We start from the raw sequence: 13,203 nt of genomic DNA, 5'->3' as shown, positions 1-13,203 counted from the left end.
TAACTTAGAGAACACAGGTTAACTTTAATTATGCAAAAATTATTTACTATTGCGGGTTTAATACTTGCTTCTAGCTCAGCGTTCGCAGCATCAGATCCAAACAGTCCTGCAATTATGAGCAACTTTAATTACGATTATGCAGAAGCACGTATTGGTATAGATCCAGTTACATTTGGTGCGGCCTACAGTGCATCTATTCACCCGAACGCTCACGCTTTATTGAAAGTCGATTCTGAATTTGAAGGTGATTACAACTTCTCTGGTGGTTTTGGCTTTCATGCGCCTATCAACAATTGGGCTGATATGACTGGTGAAATGTTGTTACGTGCTGTTGACGAGAAAGATGCGAACAGTGATATTGGAATGGAAGTCAACCTTGGCCTTCGTCAATGGATTGGACCCCAACTTGAAGTAGGTGGAAAGATCGGCTATATCGATATTTATGATGATGACGATGTATTCGGCTCAATATTTGCTCGTTTCCATTCAACAGAACTATTTAGTATTGGTCTTGAAGGTAAAATAAATGACTTTTACGGCGATCAACTTATGTTTACCACTCGTTTCAAGCTGTAATTAATCGAGTTTGGTGCTATATCAACGCACTTAGACTCAATCAATTAAAGCGATAGAGTGAGAGGTTATAAAGACGGCTTTTCAGCATTAAGTAAATTACCATCACCATTCTAAACCGAAGCTATTTTGCTTCGGTTTTTATTTAACTAGACTCTAAATATAATAATAAGGTTGGTTAATTTGTTTTTCGTTTTCTATATTTGGGATGAGAAACTGGAATCGCTGCTAGCAACTTTTTGGTATAAGCATTTTCTGGTTGTTGAAAAATCTGGTTAACAGAACCATATTCAACCACCTTACCAAAATACATTACTGCTACTCGGTCAGAAATATGCCTAACAACCGACAGATCATGAGAGATAAAAATCATTGCTAAGTCCATCTCTTGCTGAAGCTGCAATAACAAATCTAAAATCTGAGCTTGTACGGAAACATCAAGCGCAGAAACCGATTCATCACAAATGAGTAATTTAGGCTTTAAAGCGATTGCGCGTGCAATGCCAATCCGTTGTCTCTGTCCTCCAGAAAATTCATGCGGATAACGTTCTATCGACTCTGGAGTTAATCCGACCTTTTTTATTAACTCTTTAACCCATTGGCGACGTTCAACTTTGTTACCAATTCCGTGAATGATAAATGGCTCTTCTATTATCTTACCAACGGTATGACGTTGATTGAGCGACTCCAGAGGGTCTTGAAATATAATCTGCATGTCTTTGCGCAACGGACGCATTTGCTTAACCGAATAATCTGTTATTTCAGTACCTTCAAAAAAGATCTTACCACCCGTTGGTTGATAAAGTTTTAGAATAGTTCGACCTAACGTACTTTTTCCACAACCAGATTCCCCAACTAAACCTAATGTCTCTCCTTGCGTAACATGTAATGACACACCATCAACCGCTTTTACCGTGTAGCCTCTTTTTAACACGCCACTACCAGAAGTAAAATACTGCTGCAGATTATCAATCCGAAGTACTTCTTTCTTATTGGAACTTAATTTTTTTTTCGGCTTATTCATCCATATACTCAAATATTCAATATTGGTTCTATCATCGATATCACTGTTATGTTGTCAGGGTTCGTGCTCTGTTATCCGTGTTCTACTGTCGGTATAAGCGACAACAGCTTTTTTGTGTATGCATGAGTTGGGTTATCAAACAGTTCAAACACATCGGCGTTCTCTACTATCTTACCATCAAGCATCACTGCCACGTCATCGCACATTTCAGCCACCACACCTAAATCATGGGTGATGAATATCATCGCCATGCCCGTTTCATTTTGTAACTCCACCATTAAATCAAGAATAGAAGCTTGCACGGTCACATCTAATGCTGTCGTTGGTTCGTCACAAATCAGAATATCGGGTTTACATGCCAGAGCCATTGCGATCATCACTCTTTGTCGCATTCCACCCGACAAGTTGTGTGGGTATTCATTTAATCTTTTTTCTGCATCAGGAATGCGTACTTTATGTAACATTTCAAGTGACAATTGTTGTCGCTCAGACTTATTCAATTCTTTACGATGCAATACTAACACTTCGTCCAATTGCGCCTTAATCGTTTGCACAGGATTCAGTGCTGTCATTGGGTCTTGAAATATTATTGATATATTATTCCCTCGCATTTCATACATTTTATCCGCAGGTAATTTCAGTAAATCGGTACCACGATAAATAATCTCACCTTTGCTAACTCGGCCATACGGTTTGGGAAGCAAGCCTAGAATTGACATGGAGGTGACACTTTTTCCGCAACCCGACTCTCCTACAAGACCAAGTGTCCTGCCCTTTTTCACGTTGAAATTAACACCGTGTAGTACCTTGACCGTTCCCTCATCGGTCAAAAATTCCGTTTCCAAGTCACGTACTTGTAGAATTACATCAGCTTGAGTGGTCAAATTATGCCCCTAATGAGTGAGCCGCTATTAAAATTTGTAGGTGTCATCAATTAATGTCACCGGTTCAAATGGAATGTCTTCTTTAATAGCTTGCTTTGTTTCTTTTTTAACTTGGTTGTCTATCCAATACGTCCCTAAATCCATCGGAGCACCAGTACTAAATAAACTGGACGTCTTTTTTGTCATTGGTTGTTCAGGAAACTTCATCCAGCGCCAATAACCAACACGCGTGTATGGCACCATATAGCCAGGGATAATAATACTCGCGTCGTCAACGACTTGTTGTATTTCACGCGATAATGCCTCGCGTTTCTGACGGCTAAATTCGCTACGATATTGCATAACCAAGTTATCTAAACTTGGTGTACTGTAGTTGGTAAAATTATTGGTTTGAGGTTTATTGGCATTATCTGAATGAAGATACTCCCAATATTGTGGTTGAGAACCAGATCCCATTGTATGAAATGAAATCTCATGCTTTTTCTCACTCACATATTTAAATGCAGAAGAACCATCAATAAGATTTAAAGTGAACTCAACGCCTGCCAATTTTGCTTGTTCTTTTAAATAGGCCAATCTTGGTGTGTGAAATCTTGCCGAATAAGTAATAGCGAAGGATAGTCGTTCACCTTTCTCATTCGCTCTAATTCCGTCGCTACCTATTGTACTAAAGCCCGCTTTGTCAAAAAAATCAGCCGCTAATGCTGGGTCAAACTTAGGCGCGGTAATAGATTCGTTGGTAAATTTATCTTGCCCTACTCCCATACCATTTGGTTGACGAGAATAGTCACCTCTCAAGACTTTTTCAATCATGCCATCAAAGTCTGTTGCATGAGCAAGACCTTTACGAACATTGATATCACTTAACTTAGGTTTGGCAGTGTTAAGCCACATGCCACCAGCACCTTGTGGCACTTGGTTAAATCCCCAAAACTTATGTACGTAGCCATTTTGATACATTTTTCCATTAGACTTCTCGTGCCACAAATTAGGTCGTACTAAAGGATATGAATCCAAATCGCCTTTTTCAAAATGTTTTCTGGTAATATCATCATCACGAATGACTTGAATACGAATAGTGTCAACATTATAACGATTCTTATAGTACGGATTGCTATAGCCCCACCAATCTTGCCCTACATGTTTAAAACTAATAGAGCGCCCTTTTTTGACTTTGTCTATCGCGTATGCCCATGTTGTTGGCTCGGCTTTAAAGTTATATTTGCGTACAAAGTTGTCATCAATTCCATCTCCATTTTTATCAACATCAGGTTTATAAAAATGTTTTGGCCTTGGCGCCAGATTGGTACTTTCTAACAAATCTTTTTTATCTTTCGCCTCAGACAAGGTAATCGATATAGTATAGTCATCGTATTTGGTTACGTCTTGCAAGACCGTTGAATAATAAGTGTTATACCAAGGAGCTACGATATCTTTTGACCGCATTAACGTTAAAACAAACGTAAAATCATCTGCTGTCACTGGTTTACCGTCAGACCACTTGGCTTGCGGGTTTAATCGAAAATAAACGGTACGATTATCATCACTAAACGCCCATTCATTAGCGAGATCTGGTATCCACTCATTTGTATTAGGATGCTTGCTGACTAATGCAGGATGCGCATCGAGTAACCAAGGCCTAAAGGAACCATTTGCATCAGGTCCTACGGTTCTAAAGGTTTGTGGAAAACTGCTAATAGAAGTTCGAAATGTGCCACCAAATTGGGCTTTATCAGAAGCAAAAAGAGGCTCATCCACATTGGTTTCCCAAGTCAAACCAGCTGGCAGAACTCCATCTGCCCAAACAGAAACTGAAAAACTGGAAAGTAGAATAACCGATAGAATTTTTTTCATTTCCATATCCTTATGTACAAAAATTATTAGGTGTAACGGGTAAATTTTTTCGGATCAAATGCCGCTCTAACAGCCTCACCAATAAACGTTACCATCACCAAAACCGAAACGATAGAGGTCACAACTGACATAACAATCCATGGCGAGTCTAAATTAGATTTACCTTGTTGTAGCAACTCTCCCCAAGATGGGGTTGGAGGCATTAAACCAAGCCCTAAATAATCTAACGCAGTCAACGCCGTTATATTCCCCGCAATAGTGAATGGCGCAAGCGTTACTATCATAACCATTGTATTCGGCAAAATATGTTTGAAAATAATACGTGAGGTCGATGCACCCAAAGCTTTTGCTGCTAAAACATATTCTCTTGCAGACTCTTTATAAGTCATCGTTCTCATGTACCATGTCATTCCCATCCAACCAAATAACACATTTATGAACACAAACAATGTAAAGGTTGGTTGAATAATAGAGACTAAAATCATAATCACATACAAGAACGGTACCATTGACCATACTTCAATCGCTCTTTGGAAAATAAGATCAAACTTACCGCCCCAAAAGCCCATCGCACAACCTATTGTTGTCCCTAAAGCATAAGAGATCACCATAGTAATCAAAGCAAAACCCATAGCAATTCTGAAACCATAAATTAATCGGGCTAAGATATCTCGCCCTATAATATCAGTTCCTAAATAGTGCTCACTAACAATGCTTGGTGGTGTTGGTGGATAACCAGTAGAAAAATCTTGTTCATACGGGTTCCAAGGTATGATGGGCATAACCACAAAATTGCCTTTATCTTCCTCAATAAATTTTTGTTTTAATTCTCTATAGTTAGTTTCAGATAAATACTCTAAACCAAACTCCGTTCCTAATCTCACTTCAGTTAAGATGGGGAAACTATATTCACCTTGGTAGCGAACCACCAAGGCTTTACTATTGACCAATAATTCAGCGACAAGAGACAGAAGCAACAAGGTGGTGAGTAGAATCAATGACCAATAACCACGTTTAATCTCTTTGAAACGTCGAATCTTCTTTTGTGTTAAGGGATCGAATTTAAAGCCCATATTATTCCCCAAACTTAACTCGTGGATCGACCAAAGCGACACAGATGTCTGACAAAATATTGCCAATTAATAGCATCACTGCGTTGATCGCAACAATACCCATTACCACGGGATAATCTCTTTCTACGATAGATTCGTACCCTAACAAACCAATACCATCAATATCAAAAATTACTTCAATTAAAAAAGAGCCCGTCATGAAAAACAACAAAGAATTACCAAAATGACTAGCGATTGGGATCAAGCTATTTCTTAGCGCATGCTTACGAACCGCTTGATTAAATGGCAGGCCTTTCGCGATTGCGGTTCGGATGTAGTCAGCCGATAAATTTTCCATCAAGTTATTCTTCATGGTCATAGTTAATGTAGCGAAATCACCAATCAAATAGCAAATCAGTGGTAATATGGCATGCCATAAAACGTCTTTAACTTGTTCGGAAACGCTTTCCAAATCATCAAAATCGTCGCCTACAAAACCGCCCATTGGGAACCATTCGAGATTATAGGCAAACCAGGTAATCAGCAGCACACCAACAATATAACCTGGCAACGCATAACCAATAAAAATCGCTATCGAGGACAAAGAATCAAACACGGAGCCATGTTTAAGCGCTTTGTAGTAACCTAAAGGAATTGAGATAAAGTAGGCAATAAAGAAAGTCATTCCACCGTAAAATAACGAAACCGGAAGGCGTTCGGCTATCATATCGGTCACTGGTTCATAATATCGTGTCGACTCACCAAAATCGAGTGACACTATTTTAGTTAGCCATTCCCAATACGCTTCAACAACGGGTTTGTCTAAGCCATAGAAAGCGTTGAGTTGAGCTATTTGGTCTTCTGATAAAGCAGAACTCGCACCAATATCACTAGTGACGGAAGAAATTTCGCTACTATTAAACTGCATGCTAGAAAGAATTCGCTCTACTGGTCCACCGGGAACGAGACGAGTAATAGCGAATATTAAAATGGTGATGCCGATAAACGTTGGAATCACTAACATCATTCGACGCAAAAAATAATCAAACACTACTTGCCACTCTCCTTATCCTTGGTTTTAGTACTCCTATCTATCTGTTATAACATAACCTATGTTCTGAGCAATCATATAAGCAAATTAAGATTCAATTCCAGAAAAACATTGGCAGCTTATTTTTAATAAAAAGACCTAGCATAAGCTAGGCCTGACTTATAACAGAAGTAAAACTAAAGCGAATCGTAGGTTCGCTTCAACTCCTTTTTAGTTTTAGCGTCAATCAACATCCAATGAACACCGCTTATCGCCCCAGAGAACTTCCAAAGCAACCGATAATCTACTTTTTTACCGTAGTGCAGTTTTACTTTATGATACACTCTAACTGCACCAAGATTAACAAACGAATCAACATCTTTAACGCCCGATTTAATAACCATTCGTTCTAAAGTCAATCTCATATTCGGTAAGTCTCGTAGCCTCTTTCTCTTATTTAAAAAGCACTGTTTTCTGTCTTCTATTGAACCAAAAATAGAACGACGAACAAGTGAAGCCAGTCCTGTGTAACCTCCATTATATAATTCGGTAATATTGTAGTAATTAACTATTACTGTACCTTGTTTTTTAACATGGCGATATCGGCTGCAACCGAGACAAGCCAATTCTTTATCTAGTTTTCCGCCACCTCTAAGATATATATTTTTTCCTGTTATCAATAAATACATGGCATTGTTAGAAAATAAACCAATACCTCCAAACATAGGATGCTTTTGATAAGTACCGAATGTTTTGGCATATTCATAAAAACATAAATTATTCATTTTACATTCCTCTGCGTATTTACGCTTCGTTGTAATGTTGATAATCATTTATGTCAGCAGTGATATCATCCTTTATAGGTAGTTCATTATTAAACCAAATTTATAGTACCGTTTAAGTAGCTTTCATTCGCACATTAAACGAAATTATGACGATAATAACTTTATATTTACGGCTCACCTCACAACAACCGAACAAAAAACAACCAACAAAATGCACTAATAGGAGCATCACTTATGGCTTCGCAGACGAGTAAACCGTAAAAATGCGAGATTAATGCTGAAACAATACAATTAATCAGTTTAGAAGGTGGAACAGTTAGAGATGCACATGTAATATTATCGACAAGAGAATAGGAAGAACTACATGAATCATTTATCGTTTTTTTGGCTTCCTGAAAATGAGGAAGCCCTTTTTGAAGGTCTAGAATCTGAATTTGCACAATTGGTCGAACAGTCAATAAAAAGTGGCAAAATCACCTTACCTCCAATACCAGAAGTCGTCTTAAAAATTCAGAAGTTAAGTATAAGGCAAGACACGTGTATTTCAGACATTGCAGATTGCTTAATTGAAGACCCAAGTTTATCTGCTGTCGTTATTAGAGTCGCAAATTCAGTCATTTTTAATCGACGCAATATTACCTGCAACGATATCCAAACCGCTATTTCTAGGTTAGGTATTTATCGGGTAAGAGATATTGTTACTGCACAATCAATCGAACAATTAAAAAACGGTACTAATCTATCGAAAAAGTGTCACAAAATACTGGTTAACAGCGCAGCTCGATCTCGAGAACTGGCTGCTACTATGTTTTTAGTAACCCAATCTATACAAGCATATTCTCCCGGAGAATATAACAATTTAGAAATAGAGAAAGCACTGTTAGTTGGATTACTTGCTGATATTGGTCTGTTTTGTCTAGTTAACGAATACCATTTTTATTTAGAACGTGGCAACTATCTAAATGAACAACTGGCAATACGTATCTTTGAATCACGCTGCCCTATTGTTAGCGAACTTGTTCTTAATCACTGGAAGTTTGATAAAGATTATATTGAAGTAGCGACTAATGAAGAGCGAAACACGTCAAGACACGAAATAAATTATTTAGATATTGCGAGAATAGCTCATCACTTATTGATGTTTCGAAAACAAGACCAAGCAATCGATGATCACCATGTTGAAGTCAATGCTGCAGGTGCTAATGCAATGTTTGAATTGAGTAATCTAACAACCAAAGAATTTAACAAACGCCTTGCTGACGTCATGAATTCCACTGGGCTATAAGCTCACATATTACAGGCCAAACCATGTTTTCAGGTATGATTTTCATCTTTGCTCCACTTATAGTGGGGTATTTTTTTTCCATCTCAGACACAAAGCTACTCAATCATATCAATGCGTACACCGCTCGGCTTATTTATGTAATTCTATTTTTAATGGGATTAAGCCTAGCTGCCCTAGATAACCTAGGTGCCAATCTGCAAGTCATATTAAAATATACTGCTACATTTTTTATCTTAATCGGCTTGTGTAATCTGCTAGCTTTACCGTTAGTCGATAAAGTATTCCCGTTAAAAACAGAGCAATCTAAACAAAAGCTACCCCTTTCATCGATGGCACTCGAGTCGGTAAAACTCATTATGGTGGTAGGCTTGGGGTTAGTGCTAGGTCTAATTCTCAATATTGATCTTAGTTGGGTTGATACCGCCAGTGAATGGATTTTATTTTTGCTACTGTTTTTAATTGGTATCCAATTACGTAACAGTGGACTCAGCCTTAAACAAATATTACTCAACAAACATGGGATGATTATCGCTTTGGTTATCATTATTACCTCATGGGTCGGCGGTATATTATCAGCTTTATGGCTTGATATTCCACTGACACAAGGTTTAGCCATGGCATCAGGGTTTGGTTGGTACTCTCTTTCTGGAATCTTAATGGGCGATGCGTTTGGCCCAGTATTTGGTGGTGCATCATTTATGATAGAACTGTTAAGAGAACTATTGGCTTTAGTTATGATACCGATGCTAATACACACCAGGCCGTGTAGTGCCATCGGTTATGCCGGTGCAACAGCAATGGACTTTACCTTACCAGTGATCCAAACATCAGGTGGTGTAAAATGTGTACCTATCGCTATTGTTAGTGGCTTTATATTAAGCTTGTTTGTTCCTATATTTATGCTTTTCTTCGTCTCACTAACTGCGTAAATCCTACAAATATCTCAAAAAAGCAAACAGAAAAACTGTTAGCAACCTCTCATCGATCCTGTTGATGAGATGTTACTTTTTACTACATTAGTGTAAACTTGAATACCTGAAACATAACACCACTTTCATTGTTTATTTCATAACAATGCATTTAACAGATATTTTGACCAAGGAACGTAAATGAAACGCTTTCTCTTTGCCGCTCTATTATGTAGCGCCTCTACACTGTCTCAAGCAGCAGATACTCAGTGTCTTTCAGGCAAGTATGATTCGTATATTGATGCTTCTCTTACTTGGTATCAAGATTTAATAGAGCTAACTACGCAACAATATCCGGATTTAAAAGAAGTTGGAGAGTGGTTCTACAATGGCAGAAAAAACCACTTTGAACTCAACCGCGCCGCGGTACATGTATTTTTAGAGGAAGACACCAATAAAGTAGCCACAGAACAACCAATAGAAGCGTGGTTAAAACTTGAACAGGTGGATGTGAAAGCGTTGGCAAATCGTACTGATGAACTTGGTAAATTAGCATCAATCAGTTTTAACGATAGACAATCAAAACCACATGAAAAAAATTACCAACTTCGTTCAGCATTCGCAGATTTATTAAGTCATCCTAATAAAATTGACTCTGTACTCAATAAGTACAACAATGCAATTGCAACAACAGAAAATATTAATTGCATGTAAATCAGCGTGCTTTTATTGTAAACACACGATGCTTAATAATTGAGTTTCCATAATTAGAACGGGACATTGTTCCCGTTTTCGTTTAAATTATCCGCCTCAAAATAGCCACAAATATTTGTCTACCTCGTTTGTATGATACCTAAAAATAAAATAGCAGACGTAAGTTTTGAACAGTTACTCAAAATTTTTACAGTCCCAGAAGCGCCAACTTCGACTCTTTCCTTAATCGAACAACAACTCTCTCAAAATTTAAATGAATTTCTCACAGAGCATATTGTTGCAGAAGAGAAACCTCTGAACGAAATTGAAAAAGAGTTTTTACAATGTTCTATTCCTGAAACGCCTACTTTTGTTTCAGACCATACGCAGCATCTACTCAACACTGTTGTTTCTCATTCCGTGCATACTTCTTCGCCGAGTTTTATTGGCCATATGACGTCCGCATTGCCTTATTTCCTCATGCCGCTATCTAAAATCATGATTGCGCTAAACCAAAACCTGGTCAAAATTGAAACATCAAAAGCATTCACACCGTTAGAAAGACAAGTTCTAGGCATGTTGCATAGTTTAATTTACCAACAGCACGAATCGTTTTACAAAAAATGGATGCACAGCGCGAAGCACTCGTTAGGTGCATTCTGCTCTGGTGGTACCATCGCTAATATTACCGCACTGTGGGTAGCGAGAAACAATGCGTTAAAAGCAAACCGTGATTTTACTGGAGTAGAAAAACAAGGTTTATACCGTGCAATGAAACACTACGGTTATGATGGATTAGCCATATTAGTTTCAGATAGAGGGCATTATTCATTAAAGAAAGCCGTTAACATTCTCGGTATAGGTCAGGACAGTTTAGTCTCGATTAAAACAGATAATAATAGCCGAATCTGTATTGCTGATCTTGAGAAAAAAATCGGCGAATTAAAACAGCAAAACATCAAACCTTTCGCCATTATTGGTGTAGCAGGCACGACAGAAACTGGCAATATCGACCCTCTCAAAAAACTGGCGGAAATTAGTCAACGTGAAAACTGTCATTTTCATGTTGATGCAGCTTGGGGCGGAGCAACACTAATGTCTAACAACAACCGTCACCTTTTAGATGGTATTGAACTCGCCGACTCAGTCACTATAGATGCGCATAAACAGCTTTATATTCCTATGGGTGCTGGAATGGTGTTATTTAAAAATCCTGACGCAATGTCAGCCATAGAACACCATGCCGAATATATTTTACGTAAAGGCTCGAAAGATCTAGGCAGTCATACATTAGAAGGATCTCGTTCTGGGATGGCAATGTTAGTGTATTCCAGCATGCACATTATCAGCCGTCCAGGTTACGAACTTCTAATTGATCGAGGTATAGAGAAAGCCAAGTATTTTGCCAATCTTATTAACCAACAAGACGATTTTGAGCTAATTTCCGAGCCAGAACTGTGCTTGTTAACTTACCGCTATATTCCATTGTTAGCGACTAAAGCGCTTAAGGTGGCGGATAGTACGCAGCGCAGACATTTGCACAAGTTGCTTAACGACTTAACGAAATATATCCAAAAACGACAAAGAGAAGAAGGTAAAACCTTTGTCTCTAGAACCAAGCTCAACCCTCACCGTTGGAACAAAATGGATACGATTGTTTTCAGAGTAGTATTAGCCAATCCTTTAACTAGCGAGCAGATTTTGCAATCCGTTTTAAACGAACAACGACAAATAGCAACTGGCAGTGGCTCGTTACTGAATGCAATAAACACATTATCCCAACAAATCCTGACTTAATGCCATTATTCAAACAGTACACGAATCGATAAATGTAATTTTTTTTCTAAATCCTGTAATTCAGTCGTCAATTAAGCCCCAATAGCGATTATATTTTGCTCATATATTGGGGTTTAACCTTCCAAACTGAAATTTTGTTTGAAGTTTGTCATAGAATAGCCAATTAATAGACGATATAGTTCTGTTTTGTTTCAGACGCACTGACGGTTGGGTTTATACTCATGTTAGAGTGAATGGTATAGACGCTGTTTATTTTATAACAGCTTATCGTTCTTTTTAGTTCGTCGATTTTGATGAGCTGAGTTTTTATTTTTAGATTCCGCGTTTTTACATTAGATCAACTCAAAACCAAACGCTTATTTGCAGCAAACAACTAGATAATATTATGAATACACTGGAAAAAATCCAAAAAAGCCTTGAAAGCTTCAGTAAATCTGAACGTAAAGTAGCAGAAGTCATTATGGCTTCACCTCAGACCGCTATTCATTCGAGTATCGCCACACTTGCCAAAATGGCCGATGTAAGCGAACCGACAGTTAATCGATTTTGTAGAAGATTAGATACTAAAGGCTTTCCTGATTTTAAACTTCATCTCGCGCAAAGCTTGGCTAATGGCACTCCATACGTTAACAGAAACGTAGAGGAGGACGATGGACCCGATGCCTATACTCACAAAATATTCGAATCAACAATGGCTTGTCTTGATGTTGCAAAAAATAGCTTAGACCCAATTCAAATTAATCGAGCAGTTGATTTGCTGACTCAGGCGAAGCGTATTTCATTCTTTGGTCTTGGAGCGTCTTCTGCTGTCGCTAAAGATGCTCAAAATAAGTTTATCCGGTTTAATATTCCTATTGCTTGCTTTGAAGACATCATTATGCAGAGAATGAGCTGCATAAATTGCACCGATAATGATGTTATTGTCTTAGTTTCACACACGGGACGAACTAAAAGTATGGTTGAAGTGGCTAAATTAGGCAGAGAAAATGGCGCAACAGTTATTGCGATCACAGCTAAAGATTCACCGCTTGATAAAGCATCATCTCTGTCCATAACATTAGATGTTCCTGAAGATACAGATGTTTATATGCCAATGGCGAGTCGTGTGGTACAAATGACCGTAATTGATGTATTAGCGACTGGATTTACATTACGCCGTGGTTCTGGGTTTAGAAACAACTTGAGACGTGTGAAAGATGCATTAAAAGATTCACGCTACGATAAAATCACCCAATACTAACACCATGAGTCTGAAGCATTTATAAATGCTCAGACTCATATCTCAACCAAGCTAAGCCGATTCGTTTCTTCCGGCTTG

12 protein-coding genes are annotated in these 13,203 nt (G+C 38.2%); 6 read left to right on the top strand and 6 right to left on the bottom strand.

Features of this window, described 5'->3' with window-relative positions; all coding sequences use genetic code 11:
• Positions 1–30 precede the first annotated feature (30 nt).
• Positions 31–576 (top strand): hypothetical protein, encoded by a 546-nt coding sequence (locus R3X26_RS07710; protein WP_317716643.1) that lies wholly within the window; start codon positions 31–33, stop codon positions 574–576.
• 175 nt (positions 577–751) lie between these two features.
• Here R3X26_RS07710 and R3X26_RS07705 read toward each other — a convergent pair whose 3' ends face one another.
• From R3X26_RS07705 to R3X26_RS07680, 6 genes are all read right to left on the bottom strand, one after another.
• A complete protein-coding gene (locus R3X26_RS07705; protein WP_317716642.1) occupies positions 752–1,597 on the bottom strand; it encodes an ABC transporter ATP-binding protein in 846 nt (281 codons plus the stop codon).
• A 71-nt stretch (positions 1,598–1,668) separates the two neighbouring features.
• The gene (locus R3X26_RS07700; RefSeq protein WP_317716641.1) at positions 1,669–2,481 is read right to left on the bottom strand and encodes an ABC transporter ATP-binding protein; all 813 of its coding nucleotides are present in this window, start codon (positions 2,479–2,481) and stop codon (positions 1,669–1,671) included.
• Positions 2,482–2,508: 27 nt separating this feature from the next.
• A complete protein-coding gene (locus R3X26_RS07695; protein WP_317716640.1) occupies positions 2,509–4,335 on the bottom strand; it encodes an extracellular solute-binding protein in 1,827 nt (608 codons plus the stop codon).
• A gap of 26 nt (positions 4,336–4,361) precedes the next feature.
• Entirely contained in the window at positions 4,362–5,408 is a 1,047-nt protein-coding gene (locus tag R3X26_RS07690; protein ID WP_317716639.1) for an ABC transporter permease, read from the bottom strand.
• A gap of 1 nt (position 5,409) precedes the next feature.
• Complete coding sequence (locus tag R3X26_RS07685) at positions 5,410–6,438, bottom strand: ABC transporter permease subunit (RefSeq protein WP_317716638.1); 1,029 nt, start codon at positions 6,436–6,438, stop codon at positions 5,410–5,412.
• A 176-nt stretch (positions 6,439–6,614) separates the two neighbouring features.
• The gene (locus R3X26_RS07680) at positions 6,615–7,202 is read right to left on the bottom strand and encodes a TfoX/Sxy family DNA transformation protein (RefSeq protein WP_317716637.1); all 588 of its coding nucleotides are present in this window, start codon (positions 7,200–7,202) and stop codon (positions 6,615–6,617) included.
• 364 nt (positions 7,203–7,566) lie between these two features.
• On the opposite strand from R3X26_RS07680, the gene R3X26_RS07675 reads away from it, so the two are divergent.
• The 5 genes from R3X26_RS07675 (at position 7,567) to R3X26_RS07655 (ending at position 13,125) form a co-directional block, all read left to right on the top strand.
• Positions 7,567–8,487, top strand: coding sequence for an HDOD domain-containing protein (locus R3X26_RS07675; RefSeq protein WP_317716636.1), 921 nt, complete (start codon positions 7,567–7,569; stop codon positions 8,485–8,487).
• A 23-nt stretch (positions 8,488–8,510) separates the two neighbouring features.
• Positions 8,511–9,416 (top strand): lysine exporter LysO family protein, encoded by a 906-nt coding sequence (locus R3X26_RS07670; RefSeq protein ID WP_317716635.1) that lies wholly within the window; start codon positions 8,511–8,513, stop codon positions 9,414–9,416.
• A gap of 180 nt (positions 9,417–9,596) precedes the next feature.
• Complete coding sequence (locus tag R3X26_RS07665; protein WP_317716634.1) at positions 9,597–10,109, top strand: hypothetical protein; 513 nt, start codon at positions 9,597–9,599, stop codon at positions 10,107–10,109.
• Between the two features lie 132 nt (positions 10,110–10,241).
• Positions 10,242–11,885, top strand: a complete 1,644-nt coding sequence (panP, locus tag R3X26_RS07660; RefSeq protein ID WP_317716633.1) for a pyridoxal-dependent aspartate 1-decarboxylase PanP — start codon at positions 10,242–10,244, stop codon at positions 11,883–11,885.
• A gap of 385 nt (positions 11,886–12,270) precedes the next feature.
• Positions 12,271–13,125, top strand: coding sequence for a MurR/RpiR family transcriptional regulator (locus R3X26_RS07655; RefSeq protein ID WP_317716632.1), 855 nt, complete (start codon positions 12,271–12,273; stop codon positions 13,123–13,125).
• Positions 13,126–13,203: the final 78 nt, after the last annotated feature.

It is taken from the genome of Vibrio sp. TH_r3 (assembly GCF_033101115.1).
Lineage (GTDB): Bacteria > Pseudomonadota > Gammaproteobacteria > Enterobacterales > Vibrionaceae > Vibrio.
Note: the sequence above shows the minus strand (reverse complement) of the source record. Positions and strands in the feature narration are given on the sequence as shown.

Coding starts and splice junctions, on each gene's coding strand:
- R3X26_RS07710 (WP_317716643.1), top strand. CDS start 31: ATGCAAAAATTATTTACTATTGCGGGTTTAATACTTGCTTCTAGCTCA.
- R3X26_RS07705 (WP_317716642.1), bottom strand. CDS start 1,597: ATGAATAAGCCGAAAAAAAAATTAAGTTCCAATAAGAAAGAAGTACTT.
- R3X26_RS07695 (WP_317716640.1), bottom strand. CDS start 4,335: ATGAAAAAAATTCTATCGGTTATTCTACTTTCCAGTTTTTCAGTTTCT.
- R3X26_RS07690 (WP_317716639.1), bottom strand. CDS start 5,408: ATGGGCTTTAAATTCGATCCCTTAACACAAAAGAAGATTCGACGTTTC.
- R3X26_RS07680 (WP_317716637.1), bottom strand. CDS start 7,202: ATGAATAATTTATGTTTTTATGAATATGCCAAAACATTCGGTACTTAT.
- R3X26_RS07675 (WP_317716636.1), top strand. CDS start 7,567: ATGAATCATTTATCGTTTTTTTGGCTTCCTGAAAATGAGGAAGCCCTT.
- R3X26_RS07670 (WP_317716635.1), top strand. CDS start 8,511: ATGTTTTCAGGTATGATTTTCATCTTTGCTCCACTTATAGTGGGGTAT.
- R3X26_RS07665 (WP_317716634.1), top strand. CDS start 9,597: ATGAAACGCTTTCTCTTTGCCGCTCTATTATGTAGCGCCTCTACACTG.
- panP (WP_317716633.1), top strand. CDS start 10,242: ATGATACCTAAAAATAAAATAGCAGACGTAAGTTTTGAACAGTTACTC.
- R3X26_RS07655 (WP_317716632.1), top strand. CDS start 12,271: ATGAATACACTGGAAAAAATCCAAAAAAGCCTTGAAAGCTTCAGTAAA.